Origin of the sequence: Caballeronia sp. LjRoot31, assembly GCF_964253885.1 — a bacterium.
Classification (GTDB): Bacteria; Pseudomonadota; Gammaproteobacteria; order Burkholderiales; family Burkholderiaceae; genus Caballeronia.
The window spans coordinates 711,136-727,087 of sequence record NZ_CAXURX020000001.1 but is presented as its reverse complement, the minus strand read 5'-3'; the positions used below and the strand labels follow the sequence as shown (position 1 = coordinate 727,087).

Annotated in this window: 14 protein-coding genes and 1 tRNA gene; 9 read left to right on the top strand and 6 right to left on the bottom strand. The window is 56.5% G+C overall.

Features of this window, described 5'->3' with window-relative positions:
- Positions 1-135 precede the first annotated feature (135 nt).
- Positions 136-1,767 carry a recombination regulator RecX gene (gene recX, locus ACSQ8V_RS03050; RefSeq protein WP_436204858.1) on the bottom strand — a complete coding sequence of 544 codons (1,632 nt, stop codon included), beginning with the start codon at positions 1,765-1,767 and terminating at the stop codon, positions 136-138.
- 17 nt (positions 1,768-1,784) lie between these two features.
- A complete protein-coding gene (recA, locus tag ACSQ8V_RS03045) occupies positions 1,785-2,861 on the bottom strand; it encodes a recombinase RecA (RefSeq protein WP_213767626.1) in 1,077 nt (358 codons plus the stop codon).
- Positions 2,862-3,088: 227 nt separating this feature from the next.
- Here recA and ACSQ8V_RS03040 point away from each other — a divergent pair, with 227 nt between their 5' ends.
- The 4 genes from ACSQ8V_RS03040 to ACSQ8V_RS03025 all read left to right on the top strand — a co-directional run bounded on the left by ACSQ8V_RS03040 (position 3,089) and on the right by ACSQ8V_RS03025 (position 7,486).
- Positions 3,089-3,832, top strand: coding sequence for a response regulator (locus ACSQ8V_RS03040; RefSeq protein WP_213767625.1), 744 nt, complete (start codon positions 3,089-3,091; stop codon positions 3,830-3,832).
- 24 nt (positions 3,833-3,856) lie between these two features.
- A complete protein-coding gene (locus ACSQ8V_RS03035) occupies positions 3,857-5,434 on the top strand; it encodes a sensor histidine kinase N-terminal domain-containing protein (RefSeq protein ID WP_436204857.1) in 1,578 nt (525 codons plus the stop codon).
- Between the two features lie 227 nt (positions 5,435-5,661).
- Positions 5,662-7,320, top strand: coding sequence for an MFS transporter (locus tag ACSQ8V_RS03030; protein ID WP_436204856.1), 1,659 nt, complete (start codon positions 5,662-5,664; stop codon positions 7,318-7,320).
- Between the two features lie 89 nt (positions 7,321-7,409).
- Positions 7,410-7,486, top strand: a tRNA-Met gene (locus tag ACSQ8V_RS03025).
- A 186-nt stretch (positions 7,487-7,672) separates the two neighbouring features.
- Here ACSQ8V_RS03025 and ACSQ8V_RS03020 read toward each other — a convergent pair.
- On the bottom strand, positions 7,673-8,164 hold the full coding sequence (locus ACSQ8V_RS03020) for a GNAT family N-acetyltransferase (RefSeq protein WP_436204855.1): 492 nt from the start codon (positions 8,162-8,164) through the stop codon (positions 7,673-7,675).
- Positions 8,161-8,433 carry a DUF1778 domain-containing protein gene (locus tag ACSQ8V_RS03015; protein ID WP_436204854.1) on the bottom strand — a complete coding sequence of 91 codons (273 nt, stop codon included), beginning with the start codon at positions 8,431-8,433 and terminating at the stop codon, positions 8,161-8,163. The genes ACSQ8V_RS03020 and ACSQ8V_RS03015 overlap by 4 nt, the downstream gene beginning before the upstream one ends.
- Before the next feature lie 135 nt (positions 8,434-8,568).
- On the opposite strand from ACSQ8V_RS03015, the gene ACSQ8V_RS03010 reads away from it, so the two are divergent.
- Complete coding sequence (locus ACSQ8V_RS03010; protein WP_436204853.1) at positions 8,569-8,694, top strand: hypothetical protein; 126 nt, start codon at positions 8,569-8,571, stop codon at positions 8,692-8,694.
- Positions 8,695-8,754: 60 nt separating this feature from the next.
- Here ACSQ8V_RS03010 and ACSQ8V_RS03005 read toward each other — a convergent pair whose 3' ends face one another.
- Positions 8,755-9,093, bottom strand: a complete 339-nt coding sequence (locus ACSQ8V_RS03005) for a type II toxin-antitoxin system PemK/MazF family toxin (protein WP_436204852.1) — start codon at positions 9,091-9,093, stop codon at positions 8,755-8,757.
- 3 nt (positions 9,094-9,096) lie between these two features.
- Positions 9,097-9,384, bottom strand: coding sequence for an AbrB/MazE/SpoVT family DNA-binding domain-containing protein (locus ACSQ8V_RS03000; RefSeq protein ID WP_158941168.1), 288 nt, complete (start codon positions 9,382-9,384; stop codon positions 9,097-9,099).
- Between the two features lie 716 nt (positions 9,385-10,100).
- Between ACSQ8V_RS03000 and ACSQ8V_RS02995 the strand changes: the two genes are divergently transcribed.
- The 4 genes from ACSQ8V_RS02995 (at position 10,101) to ACSQ8V_RS02980 (ending at position 15,601) form a co-directional block, all read left to right on the top strand.
- Positions 10,101-10,820: a TIR domain-containing protein gene (locus ACSQ8V_RS02995; RefSeq protein ID WP_436204851.1), complete on the top strand. Its 720-nt coding sequence runs from the start codon at positions 10,101-10,103 to the stop codon at positions 10,818-10,820.
- Between the two features lie 722 nt (positions 10,821-11,542).
- Positions 11,543-12,949, top strand: a complete 1,407-nt coding sequence (locus ACSQ8V_RS02990; RefSeq protein ID WP_436204850.1) for a protein kinase domain-containing protein — start codon at positions 11,543-11,545, stop codon at positions 12,947-12,949.
- Positions 12,950-12,960: 11 nt separating this feature from the next.
- Positions 12,961-14,106 carry an AAA family ATPase gene (locus ACSQ8V_RS02985; RefSeq protein ID WP_436204849.1) on the top strand — a complete coding sequence of 382 codons (1,146 nt, stop codon included), beginning with the start codon at positions 12,961-12,963 and terminating at the stop codon, positions 14,104-14,106.
- Positions 14,107-14,119: 13 nt separating this feature from the next.
- A complete protein-coding gene (locus ACSQ8V_RS02980) occupies positions 14,120-15,601 on the top strand; it encodes a hypothetical protein (protein ID WP_436204848.1) in 1,482 nt (493 codons plus the stop codon).
- The last annotated feature ends 351 nt before the right edge of the window (positions 15,602-15,952 follow it).

Below are 15,952 nucleotides of genomic sequence, written 5' to 3'. Positions count from 1 at the left end.
GCGGGGGAGCTTGAGGGGCAATGCGGAGACTTGTGCGGCGGTTTGTTTCGCGTTTGTTTCGATAGGGCCGCGCGCGGTGGGGGATTTCGCTCAGCGCCGGGGTTGGGGTCGTAGCGCCAAAATTTCCGCCGGCGCCTATTCGTCGATATCGATAAATTCGTCGTCGCCAGCTTTCAGCACTTTCACGATCGTCCCGCCGTTGAATCCCCGCGTGGCGAGAAAGCGCGCTTGTTTCGCACGTTCGGCCGGCGTCGTCGGCGGTTCGCCGAATTTCTTGCTCCAGACCTCGCGAGCACGAGTGAGTTCGGTTTTCTTCAACTCGGCGCCAGCGTCCTGAATCAACGTTTCGTCGATACCGTTGCGCTTCAACTCATTCACGATCCGGCTTGTGCCAAGACGAGTGCCCCGCCGATGAACAACGCTCTCCACAAATCGCTCATTCGACAACCACCCTTCTTGTTCAAGCGCGTCGAGCAAGGTATCGAGGGAATCGCCTTCGCCGAGATGCGGCGTCAGCTTGCGCGACAATTCCGTGCGGCTATGTTCACGGCGCGATAAATAACCCAGCGCACGACCGCGTAACGATAATTGCGGCCCCTTTCGCTTGGAATCGCCCGTTGCCGATGACTTTCCGCGTCCGGTAGAGCCGCGCGAATAAACCGGTTCGGCGTTTTGGCTTTCGCTAACTGCATCCGCTGCAGATGGCACGCACTGTTCGAAGGACTCGAATGGATCGGCTACGTCAATGCCTGTTTCTCGCTCGACGCCCGGAGAAATAACTGCAGGTTTCGATTGCGATTTCCGGGCAGCTTTTGCCGGAGCGGCCTGTGATTGAACAAGTGACTGTGCCTGTTCCAGGACCGCCCGAGCGCGCTTTAAGCGTTCCTCGGCATCGACCGCGTCCAATCCAGTTGCCGAATCAGGCTGCGCGGGTTCAAATTGTTGATGGTCGACTTGCGGCGCAACCGCAATGTCGGCGATTTTGGCGCTGTTCTCATCAGCGAGCTTTGCCGGCTTCGGCGAATTACGACGACTGGTTTGTCGATCGGTGGACCGTTCGAAAACATCCACGCCGTCAACAGGCTGAGGCAAAGATTTGCCACGCGTAGTCGAACCGGCTGCTTTGCGCCCCGATAACCCGCCACGTCCAAATTTACTGCGATCACTCGATCGCTCGTATTCAGCCGGGGCCTCTGCCGACGCACTCTTCAAAGATGACCGCGCCGCCCCCCCACCACCGAACGATCCACGCTTCGGATACGCACGATCACTCGACCGTTCGAACACCGGCTCGCTGTCCTGCTGTGTGGTTTCACCCGCTTCCTGCAGACTCGCGGCGATCGCCTCAGCCTTGCTGCTGCCAGACGACAAACTTGAACCGCCGGGTCGCCCAAAGCTGCTTTTCCTGGCGAAGCTACTGTTACCGCTACTGCTACTCCCAGCACTCTTGCCGCTGGAAAACCCGCCACCCTTATTAAACCCACCGCTTCCGCTCTTCTCGCCGGAAACTCCACCGCCCTTCGAGAAGCTGTTTCCAAACGAACGACGCGCCGGAGCAGATCCCTCCACACCGACGCGTTCGCCTGCTGCTGCGCGGTATCGATCGCTGCTTCGTTCGTAGCGGTCGACTCCTTCCTCGGCGCTGAGACTTTCGTCTTCGTCGCTTATGGACTTCGAGCCGTCCGGATCTTCCTTTACGTCCTGCTCCGCGTCACGATTTGAATCGCGACCGGTCTTCGATCCGAACCGGCTCTTGCTGCGCATCATCTTTTACCGCCTAAAACTCATTCTTCTTCATCCGCCACTTCGGCAACACCCGGAGCGATTGCGTCGGCCATTGCATTGACGCCCAGCGACTCGCGAATTCGATTTTCGATTTCACGCGCCATTTCAGGATTCTCACGCAGGAATTCGCGTGCATTGTCCTTACCTTGACCAATCCGTTCGCCGTTATAGCTGTACCAGGCGCCCGCTTTATCGACGAGCTTGGCTTGCACGCCCAAGTCGATGATTTCGCCCTGACGCGAAATACCTTCGCCGTAGAGGATGTCGAAGATGGCTTCGCGGAACGGCGGCGCAACCTTGTTCTTCACCACCTTCACGCGGGTTTCGTTGCCGATCACTTCGTCATTCTTTTTGATCGAGCCAATACGGCGAATATCCAGGCGCACCGATGCGTAGAACTTCAGCGCGTTACCACCCGTGGTGGTTTCCGGATTGCCGAACATCACGCCAATCTTCATGCGGATCTGGTTGATGAAAATCACCAGGCAGTTCGTACGCTTGATCGTGCCGGTCAGCTTGCGCAGCGCCTGCGACATCAAACGTGCTTGCAAACCAGGCAGCGAGTCGCCCATTTCGCCTTCGATTTCAGCCTTCGGCACCAGCGCCGCAACCGAGTCGATCACGATCATGTCGATGGAACCCGAACGCACGAGCGCGTCGCAGATTTCCAGCGCCTGCTCGCCCGTGTCCGGCTGCGAGATCAGCAGGTCCGACGGACTCACGCCAAGCTTTTGCGCGTAACCGATGTCGAGCGCATGTTCCGCGTCAATAAACGCTGCCGTGCCACCGACCTTCTGCATCTCCGCAATCACTTGCAGCGCCAGCGTGGTCTTGCCCGACGATTCCGGACCGTAGATTTCCACCACGCGTCCACGCGGCAAACCGCCGACGCCCAATGCAATATCCAGTCCGAGCGAACCGGTCGAGACCACTTGAATGTCTTCAATGGCTTCGCCAGCGCCGAGCCGCATGATCGACCCCTTGCCGAATTGCTTCTCGATCTGCGCGAGCGCGACGGCCAGCGCCTTGCTCTTCTCTGCAGACATCCCGCCCGGGCCTTTCTTGCTATCTTCCATGAATCGTCCTTTGCTATGATGAACGGCGTCTGGCGCATGCCCTTGGGAGTTTTTTCCCGGCTGGGCGCACTGCTGCAGACACTGTATAAAAAAACAGGTGTTTTTGCAAGTCCGATCGAAGCGCGTAGTTTCAGCGCCACGTTCGACCCCTGCAGGACACCACTACACCTGGAGACCGCCGCGCCGGGCGAATTGCGGTGCCGGCAATGCTTTTTGCGCACACTACGATGCGAATCCTCATTGCCGAAGACGACAGCATACTCGCGGACGGTCTCATTCGATCACTCCGCCAATCGGGCTATGCCGTGGATCACGTGCGGCACGGCGTGGAAGCCGACACTGCCCTTTCGCTCCAGACTTTCGACCTTTTGATCCTCGATCTGGGCCTGCCGATGATGTCCGGCCTGGAGGTCCTGAGACGCCTCAGGGCACGCAATTCCCAGATGCCCGTGCTCATCCTGACGGCCGCCGACAGTGTCGATGAACGCGTCAAGGGCCTCGACCTCGGCGCCGACGACTACATGGCCAAACCGTTCGCGCTGAACGAACTCGAAGCCCGCGTGCGCGCCCTTACCCGACGGGGCGCGGGCGGTGGCCCCACCGTCGTCAAGCATGGCGCGCTCGCGTTCGATCAGGTCGGACGCATTGCGTCTATCAACGACCAGGTGATCGAGTTATCGGCACGCGAACTCGGCGTGCTTGAGGTCCTGTTGCAACGGGTTGGCCGGCTGGTCTCGAAGGAACAACTCGTCAACCACCTTTGCGAGTGGGGTGAGGAAGTCAGCAACAACGCGATCGAAGTCTATGTCCATCGGCTAAGAAAAAAAATCGAGCCCGGCGGCGCGCGGATCATAACCGTTCGCGGGTTAGGCTATAGCCTTGAAAAAGCCGTTGCCGCGGTAGCCGCTTCTGTACCTTCTACCCCGGCAAATACCGACGAGCCTGCCTCGCCCAGCCCGCAGTACAAGTAGCAAGTAACCACGAGTAAACACGCCATGGGCTCGCCAGCATCCCCCGAGCGCGCCGCTCCGGCGTTGCGCGAGCTGTCACCCCTTTCGCCCGATTTGCCCGAAGCCGACCCCGACGCTTCTCGCGACGCGCGTTACGCGAACCCGTTCGCGCCGCCCGACGAGCTCGAGCCCGACGGCGAGCCCGCGCCGCGTTCTCTGTTCGGCGAAATTCTGGACTGGATGCTCGCGCCACTGCTGCTCTTGTGGCCCATGAGTATTGCGGTCACGTATCTGGTTGCCAAGTCGATTGCCAACGGGCCGTTCGACCGCGCGCTTGAGACGGATGCCTACGTGCTCGCGCGGCAGATCGCGCCGGTGAATGGCGTCGCGGAATTGCGGCTGCCGAACGCCACGCGGGACTTCCTGCGCGCGGATAACGTGGACAGCGTGTTTTTCCAGGTCCTGGGGACGCGCGGTGAACTGGTGGGCGGCGACGCCGATATGCCCTTGCCTCATGACGATGATCGGCCACAGCCCGGCATCGTGGAATTTCGTGACGACGTGCTGCGCGGCAACGACATTCGCGTCGCTTATACGACGGTGGAGGCGCCGACGCTCGCTCATCCGGTGCTGGTCCAGGTGGCCGAGACGCTCGATAAACGCAGCCAGTTGGCCAACGACATCATCAAGGGCGTGATCCTGCCGCAGTTCGTGATTTTGCCGTTGGCTATCGTGCTGGTCTGGTTCGGGTTGTCGCGCGGGCTTGCGCCGCTGCATGCCCTGCAAGCGAATATTCGCGCCCGGCGTCCCGATGATCTTTCACCGCTCGAAGCCAGCCGCGCACCGCCGGAAATCGCGCCATTGGTGGCGTCGTTTAACGATCTGCTCAACCGGCTCGAGCAGAACATGCAATTGCAGAAGCGGTTCATAGCCGATGCCGCGCATCAGATGAAAACACCGCTCGCCGGCTTGAGGACGCAGGCAGAGCTGGCGTTGCGGCAGGATGTATCGGCAGAAGTGCAGCGTTCGCTTGAACAGATAGCGACGAGTTCCGAGCACGCCGCGCGGCTGGTGACACAACTGCTCGCGCTGGCTCGGGCGGAGAACCGGATGTCGGGGCAGATTTTTTCGCGCGTGGAGTTGACCGATCTCGCGCGGCTCGCCGTGCGCGACTGGGTGCAGGCGGCGTTGGCCAAGCGGATGGATATTGGTTATGAGGAGCCGCCGCATCCGGTCGAGGTTGAAGGCAACGCGGTGATGTTGCGCGAAATGCTGTCGAATCTTATCGATAACGCCATTCGCTATACCCCGCCCGGAGGGCGAATCACGGTCCGCGTGCGCACCGACGAGTCCGACACGCGGCACGTCTTTCTCGAAGTGGAGGACACGGGGTTGGGCATTCCTGAAGCGGAACGCACGCGTGTGGTTGAGAGGTTCTATCGCATTCTTGGCCGTGAAGGCGATGGCAGCGGACTCGGTCTTGCCATCGTCCGGGAGATCGCGACGATGCACGGCGGCACGCTCGATATTGACGATCACGTGTACAGCGAAGCGCCGCGGCAAGCCGGAACGCTTGTCCGAGTGGGCTTAAAGCGGGTTTATCCTGCCCGGGACAAACCCTGATCGCAGTTCGCCCGGCATTTTTGCACGACCCGATTTAGACGGATGTTAGCTAATTTATTGATGCAGAAGAACGAATATTTGAAGACGTTAGATCAATAACAAGATAACGAAGCGTCTTAACGCCCACCCGCTCGGCGTCAGAACGCCGTAAGTTTTCCCTCCAATAATCGTTGCACGGCGCTGCTATCCGCGGATGCCATTCAAAGATCAATACAGGAGACGACTTCATGGCAACGGTCGAGGGGCGCATTTCCCACGCACCGATGACGAGCGAAGAACGGCGCGTGATTTTCGCGTCATCGCTAGGCACGGTGTTCGAGTGGTATGACTTTTATCTGGCGGGCTCGCTTGCTATCTATATAAGCAGGACGTTCTTCTCCGGCGTCAATCCGACGGCCGGTTTCATCTTCACCTTGCTCGGCTTTGCGGCGGGTTTTGCCGTGCGGCCGTTCGGCGCGATAGTGTTCGGGCGTCTCGGCGATATGGTCGGGCGCAAGTACACCTTCCTCGTGACCATCGTGATCATGGGTCTTTCCACGTTCGTGGTCGGGCTGCTGCCCGGATACGGCACGATCGGGATTGCCGCGCCTGTGCTCTTCATCGCGATGCGGCTGCTGCAAGGGCTCGCGCTCGGCGGGGAATATGGTGGGGCTGCGACTTACGTGGCTGAACATGCGCCTGCCAACAAGCGCGGCGCGTGGACGGCGTGGATCCAGACCACGGCGACGCTTGGGCTTTTCATCTCGCTGATCGTGATCTTGCTTGTACGGAGTTCCGTCGGTGAGGAAACGTTCGGTGCCTGGGGCTGGCGTGTGCCGTTCCTGGTGTCGATCCTGCTGCTCGCCGTCTCCGTGTGGATTCGGTTGAAGCTGCACGAATCGCCAGTGTTCGAGCGCATCAAGGCGGAAGGCAAGACGTCGAAAGCGCCGCTGACCGAAGCGTTCGGCCAGTGGAAGAACCTGAAGATCGTGCTGCTTGCGCTGTTCGGGCTGACGATGGGACAGGCCGTGGTTTGGTATACGGGCCAGTTCTATACGCTGTTTTTCCTGACGCAGACGCTGAAGGTTGATGGCACCAGCGCCAACATCATGGTGGCGGTGGCGTTGTTGATCGGGACACCGTTCTTCCTGTTCTTCGGGTCGCTGTCGGACAAGATCGGGCGCAAGCCGATCATCATGGGCGGGTGCCTGATTGCCGCACTGACGTACTTTCCGCTCTTTCACGCGCTGGCTCATTACACCAATCCGACGCTGGAAGCCGCGACGGCCAAGGCGCCGATCAGCGTGATAGCCAACCCGGATGAGTGTTCGTTCCAGTTCAACCCGGTGGGGACATCGAAGTTCACGACCTCCTGCGATATTGCCAAGGGCGCGTTGTCGAAGGCTGGTTTGAACTACGAGAACGTGGCAGCGCCGGCTGGGACGATCGCGCAGATCAAGGTGGGCGACACCGTGGTGGATACGTTTGACGGCAAGGCCGCCGATGCGAAGGAGAAAGGCGCCGCGTTCGACAAGACGCTGGCGGGCACGCTGAAGTCGGCGGGTTATCCGGCGAAGGCTGACCCGGCGCTGATCAACTGGCCGATGGCGATTGTCGTCCTGACCATCATGATGATCTACGTGACGATGGTTTATGGGCCTATCGCCGCGATGCTGGTTGAGATGTTCCCGGCGCGGATCCGGTATACGTCGATGTCGCTGCCTTATCACATCGGCAATGGCTGGTTCGGCGGGTTCTTGCCGGCGACGGCGTTCGCTATCGTGGCCGCGAAGGGGAATATTTTCTCGGGGCTGTGGTATCCGATTGTGATCGCGTTGGCCGCGTTCGTGATCGGGATGCTGTTTGTTAAGGAGACGAGGGGGACGGCGGTTTATGACTCGGATTGAGGGGCCGCCCGCTGGATCATTTTGTCTCTAGGAATGAGCCTGGAAGGGGTTGACAGGTTTCGCAACCCTCTTCATAATCTCGATCTCTTGGCGAATTAGCTCAGCCGGTTAGAGCGACGGAATCATAATCCGCAGGTCCGGGGTTCGAATCCCTGATTCGCCACCAAGTTGTAAAGAAAGCCGCTGCTTCGAAAGAAGTAGCGGCTTTTTGTTTGGCTGCGTGCTGCCAGTTCTTGATGGTTATAGCCTTTTTGACTATGTGGGTGAGCAGGCCGAGAACGCGTCTTGCGTTCTGGTCAGGGCGCGACAGTGCACCTTGCCTCTTTCCGACCTAAAGCTGCTAGTGCGGCTACTACGGATGCCGTTTTAGAGGGAGCATTAAGGTCATTGAATCTACCGGCGATGCCCTAAATCCGTAGTACTCATAGAACTGCTTCGCGCGCTCGTTCACCGCATGCACAAGCAACGCGCGGACACCGGCATTCTCTGCGACAGATCGCACACGAGTTACTGCATCCTGGAGCAAGGCGGCGCCAAGCTTGATACCCTGAACGCAAGCATCGACCGCGAGCCTTGCGAGCACCATCACTGCCACTGGATTCGGCATGTTGCGACGGACGGCGCTAGTGGCATCTTGGTGCGCGACTGCACCCGCCGCCAAAGCGTAAAACCCAAGTACGCACTGGTCGGGATCGACCACGACGAAGGTGCGACTGGCGCCGTTCAGATGGTTGGTCAATGCGCGCCGCCTCAGCCAATCGTCCGGTGATGGCTCGCCGCAATTGAAGCCATCGAGTAGATGCGTCGCAGCGAGCGACTGAGGTGCCGAAAGTTGAACGCTCACTCCTTGCCCGTGTCCCACGGAGCCTTGACGGCCATCAGACGCTCAAAGCCCGCGTTGGCGGTTTGTGGTGCGTCGAGCAATGCAGTGAATTCGCGGAACCTGTTCTCGTCCAAGCTGAAAAAGACCTGATCCAGCGCAATAGCTTGCGCGCGCTCGCATGCAGCTTCCAGCATGAAGTCCGAGCGATTCTTGCCCAGCAGATTGGCCGCATGGTCGATCAGGTCGCGCTGTTCGGGTAGCGCACGTAAATTTATGGAGACGTCATGCATAAAGCTTCTCCTTTGTGTATGCACAACAGATACACATAATACGTTTGCGTATAGCTGTTGTCAGCACACCGACCGGCCGACGGTCGCACCTTTGCTCTTGGTGGGCTCGAGCAGTATTTACGGTAGGAAGGCTGCATGCTCACGCCGCGAAGCGGTGTTTACGTTCCGCCAACACTGGATATCGTCAACTACGATTTCCGGTTGCGCGACAACTATGATGGCCGGTCGACCTTCCAATTGTCGCGCACCACCATCCGCTAAGGCAGCGTCGCCGCCTCACCTAACTCGACAAAAATGGCTTGTTTCCGAGCCCCTTGATCGTTACAAACCGATTAGCGGTCGCACCGCATCTCTCACCGATTCCAGCTCCGCTTCTGTCACCTTGTGCCCGCGAAACTCAGCCTTTCTGGCCTCGATATCGACCGACCGAATCTGGTCAGCCTGAGCAACGCAAGGCTCGGGAAGCGTTGAGAGCGGAATTTCGGTCTGCCACTCGTGATTCGTCCTCGAGATCGTCACGCCGATGACCCGATGGATCACGCCGTTGACTGCTTTCGGGCTAATCACAAGAAACGGCCGCTTGCCGCTCTGCTCAGTTCCCATCGTTGGCGCTAACTGCACCCACCACACCTCACCGGCCTCTGGAATGCCATCGTCCATTTATCACCACGCGTCATTGCGGGCGGGGTCATCCGGGCCGCCGGCCTCTGAACCCATCGGCTCGTCATCCAGCAACGGATCGACCTGTCGCTCTCGCTTGCGCGCCGGACCTTCCTCAAGAAAGCGCGCCATCGAGAACTTTTTCACGCCCGCTGGTTTAATTACAAGAGCGCCATCTTCTGCGCTCACCTCTACGTCCGTGTCTTCCTGCAGGCGCAGAGTTTCTGCGAGCCCTGCAGGAATTCTCACGGCGAGGCTGTTGCCCCACCGCTTCACCTGTTGAAGTGCCATGCGTCGGCTCCTTATTGAGCGGCTTTCGTAGCCGTTAGATTTCAAAACAACTGCGGCGTCCGGTAGATACCGCATAGACACACTGTAGCGCGTTTTCACGAATGTGTATACGGCGTGTCTACAAGACGGCGGATAGAGCCCGCCGTTGGAATGCCACTTCGTGGCGCCGGTCTGTGGATATGGTGTTTCCGGTCGCCTCTTCGAATGCGGTTACAAACCAGCTAACCAAGACGTCGCAGAAATCTTCGGTCATCGATCGTTTGCTGCTCAGCAAAATTGATGGTTAGTCTTTGGTTTAGCATTCTCGGCTAAATTAGCTGCACAGCAAATCAACTGATTGTTACAAATCGAGATTTTGGGCGCCCTCGAATGGAAAGCGCGCGGATTGTGACTATGAATCGGATACAGGGTTCAGGCGACCGATCCGGCCGCCTCTCCGAATTTGGTAGCTCGATATTATTGATTACGCGCCCGGCCGCATCGTTTTCTCGCCTGCCCCAAAAGCTAGCACCCTGGCATTGACGTTTATTTTACGTTTCATGTTTAAAAATCGTTAAAAGTCAAAATTTGCGTCCCAGCGTTAAATTCGAGAAAAGCGCTATACGATCCGGGTTGCAGGAGCAAGGCTTGGCAAAGATGGAAGCAGGACTAGGATCAAGAGAATCGAAGCCCCACCAAGACATTCGAAAACGCGAACATTAGACATCAGAAAAATTATGAAACCCAGGATCTTTATTGGTTCATCCCGAGAGGGAATTTCAATTGCGAATGCAATTCATTCGAATCTAACCAACGACGCCGAATGCACCGTTTGGAAAGACGGTGTTTTCCAACCGTCTTCGTCCACATTGTCCGATTTGATGGGGATGCTCCATGATTCGGATTTTGCGATTTTCGTATTTAGTCCCGACGACGTCTCGATCATGAGATCTGCAGCAGACCACGTCGTGCGAGACAATGTTCTTTTCGAGCTTGGTCTCTTCATTGGTCGACTTGGGCAAGAGCGATGTTTTTTTCTCATTCCCGACTCCGAGAGAATGCGACTACCCACAGATCTTTTCGGTTTTAGTCCAACCAAGTATGAATCTCATCGCCGCGATTCAAATTGGGAGGCTGCAGTCAATCCAGCATGCACGCAGATACTTCGGGTTGTGAATAAATTGAGGTTTTCTCAAGACATCAATGAGGAAAGCGTTACTGCAAAAGTAACCGATGCCGCATCTGGGGAATCGTCGAAATTTGTAGATCCTGCAGCCACGACAAAGCTAAAGATCGAACGCTACAAGAAATCGTTCTTACTTAAGAGTGACAATCCTTCTCACAGAGAACGCCTTTCAGTGTTGTCGTATGCGTCATACAACCGGACGCTTCATGCATGGGTCATCCCTTATTCGAAGGAAGCTACCGCACGCTCTGAACTCTCTGATCTGTTGTGATTTTTGTCAAGCATTCGGGGTTTCCGCGAGCTACTTTCTTAATCTAAGATTCCTTAAAAACACGTCCGATATTTATGTTAGCGACCTTTATGCAGATGACCGCAGGCTCTTAGCTACTACCCATCTTGCTACGATTGCTGCTGTCGTAGCTCTGGGCGAAGCCAAGTTGGAAGTGAGAACCGGAAAGGGCTCGGAAAAAATTAACTTTCCGCTTACCGTTGCTGACATCGCCAGGATAAAACGCCAAGGCAAACGATGATGCACTATCCCACTTCATCGACGGGCTGGCGAAATTTTCGGCGCTGTTGGCCTTCCCGCTGCCATGGGACGACGACCCAGAGATTCATTTCCGAACTGCGCTACATCACCTTCCGCCCGAGTTGATTCAGGTAAGGACTGCGGAGCTGGAGGCCGCCAATTTCACGAGCCAGTTGAAGAAGCGCAACCATTACATCTACTTCCCAGATTGCTAACGATTCGCCGAGTGTGCTGCTATGCGGCACTTTGCACTCTCGCCTTCAGGACAAGCGTTGTTTGAATCGGACCTCGGGTATGCGCCAAAAAGATGAAGAAATAGAAAGAGGTCTGCGAGAGCGGCTGAAGCGTAAAAAACGTGTTTTCCAAGGAGATTTCCTCACATCAAATACATTAGAATCTCAGAGACGTCACTTCATAGAACACCAAAATGAGAGAACAGACCGCTTGCGGTTGCTGGAGGTCCAATGCCTGAAATGAACAAAGAAAAACTGGCAGCGCTTCAGAGTACAGCCGAAGCATATCTTGCTTCAAAAGGCGGCGAGATAGTCAAGGAGCTCGGGTCAGGTGGCTCAGCCGCAGTTTTCCTAGTAAAGGTCGATGGTAAAGATGTTGCCCTAAAAGTTTACGACCCCGCATTCTTTCTCGGTGATGAGGGAACTGCGGAGCGCCGACGAATCGACCTTCAGCTCAAATTGGTCGGCCACTCTTGTCCGACCTTGGTACAGGTTCACGACATTGAATTTGCAGTCGACACGTGCTTCGTCCATATGGAATATCTCCCGTGGCACGAGTTGAGTAAATGCTTGGACAAAGTTCCTCGCGCGCTAATTCAAAACCTGATTTCACAACTGGTCGATGCGACGCGCTATCTCGAAGACGTGGGGCTCGTGCACCGGGACATCAAACCGCACAACATCATGGTTAGCGCGGACTTTTCTGCCTTGAAGCTTATTGACCTCGGAGTGGTCCGTCCTTTCGACTCCGATAAGGCTGCTGGCGGTGCCGATGGGACCGATCACGGCCACCGGCGACCGTTTCTGGCCACCGCACAGTACAGCTCGCCAGAGTACCTGTTCCGGCTAACGGAGCCGTCACCGGAGCTGTGGCGCGGGCTGACTTTTTATCAAATCGGCGCAGTGATGCATGATTTGATAATGCAAAAGCAACTTTTCGCAGACGAGGTGGAGACTGGTAATCGGTACGCCGTCGCCATGGCTGTCCTACGAAAGACTCCGGACGTTAATCCTGATGGGCACGTTCCGCCATCGTTATGCACGTTGGCTTCTCATTGCCTTGCGAAGGACTTGACTCGTCGACTCCGCCTTGTCAGCTGGGGGGATTTCGCGCCACCGGGCGACGACCCGGAGACAGAACTCAGGCGACGACTGCAGCGCTTGGGCGCCGAGCGGCCGGAACACGTCGCAGCCGAACAGGAGCGTATTCGCACGCAATTGGCCAGAGAGCAAGCTTTGACCACGGTAGTCACCGCTCTCGGTATGCAGGTTCGCGAGTCGTTTCCTGGCACGCAGCTTGAACCTATAGGACAGCCGGAACCCAGCTGCGCTGCGCTCCTGCGCTTCCACTTGCCAGATACTGACCTAGCCGTAGACATGTCCATCGAAGCTCGCTGGTCAGATGGGGAAGAAGCCGGGTTGACTGTGCGAGGTCGTCTCGCTCGTTCTACGGGGCGAGCGAGGTTTGAAGGCGACGGGGCAGAGGTTAGCCTGTTGTCGGAGTCTGCATCGAACGCGCCGGCGGCAACCGAAGCCCTAAAAAACGCATTTATCCGCCTCGCAACTGAAGCGATGAATCAGATCGAAACCGCCGAAGACCCAGGCGCGGTGTATGGACTTGAACTTAAGCTGGCATAACGGGGACAGACATGGAAGGTAGCTGGTGGAAAGACCCGAATGAGATGGACAAGCAGCAGCAAAAGATTGTTGCACTCCCAGTCGAGGGAAATTATCTCGTCCAAGGCCCCCCTGGATGCGGAAAAACGAATCTATTGATACTCCGGATGCAGTGGCTTTCGAGCGCCGGAAAACGAAACGTTCTGTTTTTGACGCTAGGTAGAAGCCTTGCCGAGTTCATCCGAACGGGCGTAGGCGCGAAAAAACTTATCGAGACGAGTCAAATAATGACGTTCGCCGGCTGGTCCAAACAAATAATAGCCGACCACATGCCGTCACTACTCGCCGGGGCACCCGCCGAGTATGACGAAGCGCGTGACTATTATGCCGACGCGCTCAATCAGGCGACCTCCGGGTTACCGAACGACTACTATGAAGCAATTGCCGTCGATGAAATACAGGACTTGAAAAGTCTAGAGTTGGAAGTTCTTTCCCGGTTAACGCCTCGCTTAATCGTAGCTGGCGATACCCGACAAAAAATATATGCTGGGTCCGGTATAGCTGCAGCCCAGGATCTGAATTTCACTCAATCAACGCTCGATTTCCATTATCGAATTGGACACGCAATTTGCGTAGTGGCGGACAAAGTTTATCCGCCGTCTGAAGGAGACGAGCCGCTACTTCAGAAAAGTCAATACCCAGAGGGGAAAATGCCCTCTACGGCTCGCGGCATAGATTGCCAAGACTTCAACACGCAGTGCGAGGAATTGGTCAAAAACATCAAGACGCAGTTGAAAGCCTATCCTGGAGAAGGAATCGGAATTTTGCTTCCCACGTTCAAGCACGGGAACCTGGATACTCTGCGCGCCCATTTGGATGCTGCTGATTTCGCGAACCTTGTCAGCTATCACGACGAAAACGGCAGAAGTTTCGAGACCGAAAAACGAATCTTTGTTTTGACATGCCATTCGGCAAAAGGGACCGAATTTCGGTCTGTTCACCTTTTAGCGGCGGAGCGGATGATTAAAGGACCGTTGGCGCGCCGGGCACTAATTTTTACGGCAGTGACTCGAGCGAAGACGTCTTTAACCGTCTACTACAGCGACTCGTTACCACCCTCTTTAGCATCGGCCTTCGCTAAGCCGACTGTCCCAGACCTTAAGAATCTATTCGACTAATGGGAACCCATCAATGACGCATCACCAGTTTGATTGGTTCTCAATTCCCCCGAGCCAACTGCCAGAGGCGCTATTTGCCCGTTCGTCTGCGGCGATGGATGGCAATCGGATGGGCGAACCTGAACAATCGTTAGCAGGGACCTACGCCGTCGGCTTTCCCAAGAATCGCACAGAAAATGGGGCCGCTATCACCATAGTCCGCGAATCCGAAGCTGCGCAGTTGCTCGCCTGGGTTTCCACTTACGCGCCAGAGTGCTTTCCAATCAGCCAGACATCGCGGGTGTTAGGCTTCGACGACTGGGAATTGGCGAAGAAGATAAAAACTGAGCGTGTTTATCCGGGAAAAGATGCTATTTGGCCAAGCGTCGTCTTAGGCGAGATGCTAGCCCAGGGCGACGCCGACTTTCAAGTCCGCAACCTTCCAATGTCTCGAGCGTACGCATGCTTTAGTTTCACACAAGCACGCGCATCTATGCTCTATGGGTCGCAAGCTCCGGCCATGGCTTCAACAGTGCAACGCCTCCGCTTGGTCTCGCGCTCAGGGCTGTTTGTAAAGCGGCTTCTACCGGTCGATGACCTGGCGCCAATCTGGAGTTTCGTCGACGACCAACTCCCGAAAGCCCGGGAAATCTCCGGCGTAGTGCGATTTGTCATGGCCGCCTTAGATGGCAACGGGTCAATTGGCAAACTTGAGGTTCCCAGCGATTATTCTCGAGTTGCCTTGAAAATCGCTGAGATTTCTTCCGGCTCTTTGGAACAGAGAGTCATCGAGTTTGAACGCGCCGTAATCGCACTTCAAGCACTTGCGGCAACGGATTCCACGACGCACCGACTAATGCCCCTGCACCTCGCCGCATTTGCGGTCTGGGTCGGTTCTGGCAGCAGTCACATCAGCTTGCTGGATGAATTTAAGGCCCGATACCCGGGTTCGTACGCTTGGTTTGGGCTACTAGCAGGCTTGGCTGGACCAAAGCACTGGGATAGAGAATGGATACGGGCGAGCAACTCAATCGAGCGCTTACTCCGCGCCAGCTTTAGCCTTCAGGAATCGCCAAACTTCGACTTGTGCTGGGAGGAGTATCGATTCATTGAAGGTCAACGCGAACCGGTGGCTTGGCTAAAAGACCTCCCGAAGCTTTATCCCAAACTGCTCTCAGTCGAAATCGTGCCTGGAGCGACCTGCCAAATGCGCTTGGACGAGCCGGCTTCCCCAAGCGGACGGAAGGTCACGGCCACTCAAGCGGAACCCGCTGCGGAGGAGTTGCAGCGAATCATGGAAAGTGAGCGGCGACAGCACGCTCAAGTAGTCGCAGAAGTCGAACGCACCCTTAATGTCGCCTTATCGTCTTTGAAAAACCTGAGGCAAGGACAGCTTGAGCTCATACCGGCAAGCGCACCACCTGAACCGAGTGGGAAAACCGAACGCAAGCCACCGGCTCAAAGTTCAAAGCGAAATACCACACCAAAGCGGGCAACGCCCAAGCGGACGACTTAACAAGCAATTTGAATAGGTCAGTAGACTTGCAATGAATGAGGGCTACCGGTACAAAGTGAGGGTACATTTTTGGCGGTGGGCAGCCGTAACGGTTGATTCTGAGTGGTGATAACCCCTGACTCGTCACCAAGTTGTTCAAAGGGGTTAGCTTCCGCTAACCCCTTTTGTTTTTGTCTCTCTCCATATACTTACGGGACTTCCTCTAGCGATATGGGCCCCATCCGATTCCTACAAACGACGCGGGAACGCGTTCCCCGGGATGACGTGATGAAGGCCGCGACGCGACTCTCTCGTGCCCCTCCGGGGCACGAGTCAAGGGCGGGACTCACCTTGCATCCGTTGAGATTTCGT

Bases quoted from the DNA above. Each gene is read 5' to 3' on its own strand.
- ACSQ8V_RS02985 (WP_436204849.1), top strand. From the start codon at position 12,961: ATGGAAGGTAGCTGGTGGAAAGACCCGAATGAGATGGACAAGCAGCAG.
- ACSQ8V_RS02990 (WP_436204850.1), top strand. From the start codon at position 11,543: ATGCCTGAAATGAACAAAGAAAAACTGGCAGCGCTTCAGAGTACAGCC.
- ACSQ8V_RS03035 (WP_436204857.1), top strand. From the start codon at position 3,857: ATGGGCTCGCCAGCATCCCCCGAGCGCGCCGCTCCGGCGTTGCGCGAG.
- ACSQ8V_RS03015 (WP_436204854.1), bottom strand. From the start codon at position 8,433: ATGCATGACGTCTCCATAAATTTACGTGCGCTACCCGAACAGCGCGAC.
- ACSQ8V_RS03030 (WP_436204856.1), top strand. From the start codon at position 5,662: ATGGCAACGGTCGAGGGGCGCATTTCCCACGCACCGATGACGAGCGAA.
- ACSQ8V_RS03040 (WP_213767625.1), top strand. From the start codon at position 3,089: ATGCGAATCCTCATTGCCGAAGACGACAGCATACTCGCGGACGGTCTC.
- ACSQ8V_RS02980 (WP_436204848.1), top strand. From the start codon at position 14,120: ATGACGCATCACCAGTTTGATTGGTTCTCAATTCCCCCGAGCCAACTG.
- ACSQ8V_RS03000 (WP_158941168.1), bottom strand. From the start codon at position 9,384: ATGGCACTTCAACAGGTGAAGCGGTGGGGCAACAGCCTCGCCGTGAGA.
- recA (WP_213767626.1), bottom strand. From the start codon at position 2,861: ATGGAAGATAGCAAGAAAGGCCCGGGCGGGATGTCTGCAGAGAAGAGC.
- recX (WP_436204858.1), bottom strand. From the start codon at position 1,767: ATGATGCGCAGCAAGAGCCGGTTCGGATCGAAGACCGGTCGCGATTCA.
- ACSQ8V_RS02995 (WP_436204851.1), top strand. From the start codon at position 10,101: ATGAAACCCAGGATCTTTATTGGTTCATCCCGAGAGGGAATTTCAATT.
- ACSQ8V_RS03005 (WP_436204852.1), bottom strand. From the start codon at position 9,093: ATGGACGATGGCATTCCAGAGGCCGGTGAGGTGTGGTGGGTGCAGTTA.
- ACSQ8V_RS03010 (WP_436204853.1), top strand. From the start codon at position 8,569: ATGCTCACGCCGCGAAGCGGTGTTTACGTTCCGCCAACACTGGATATC.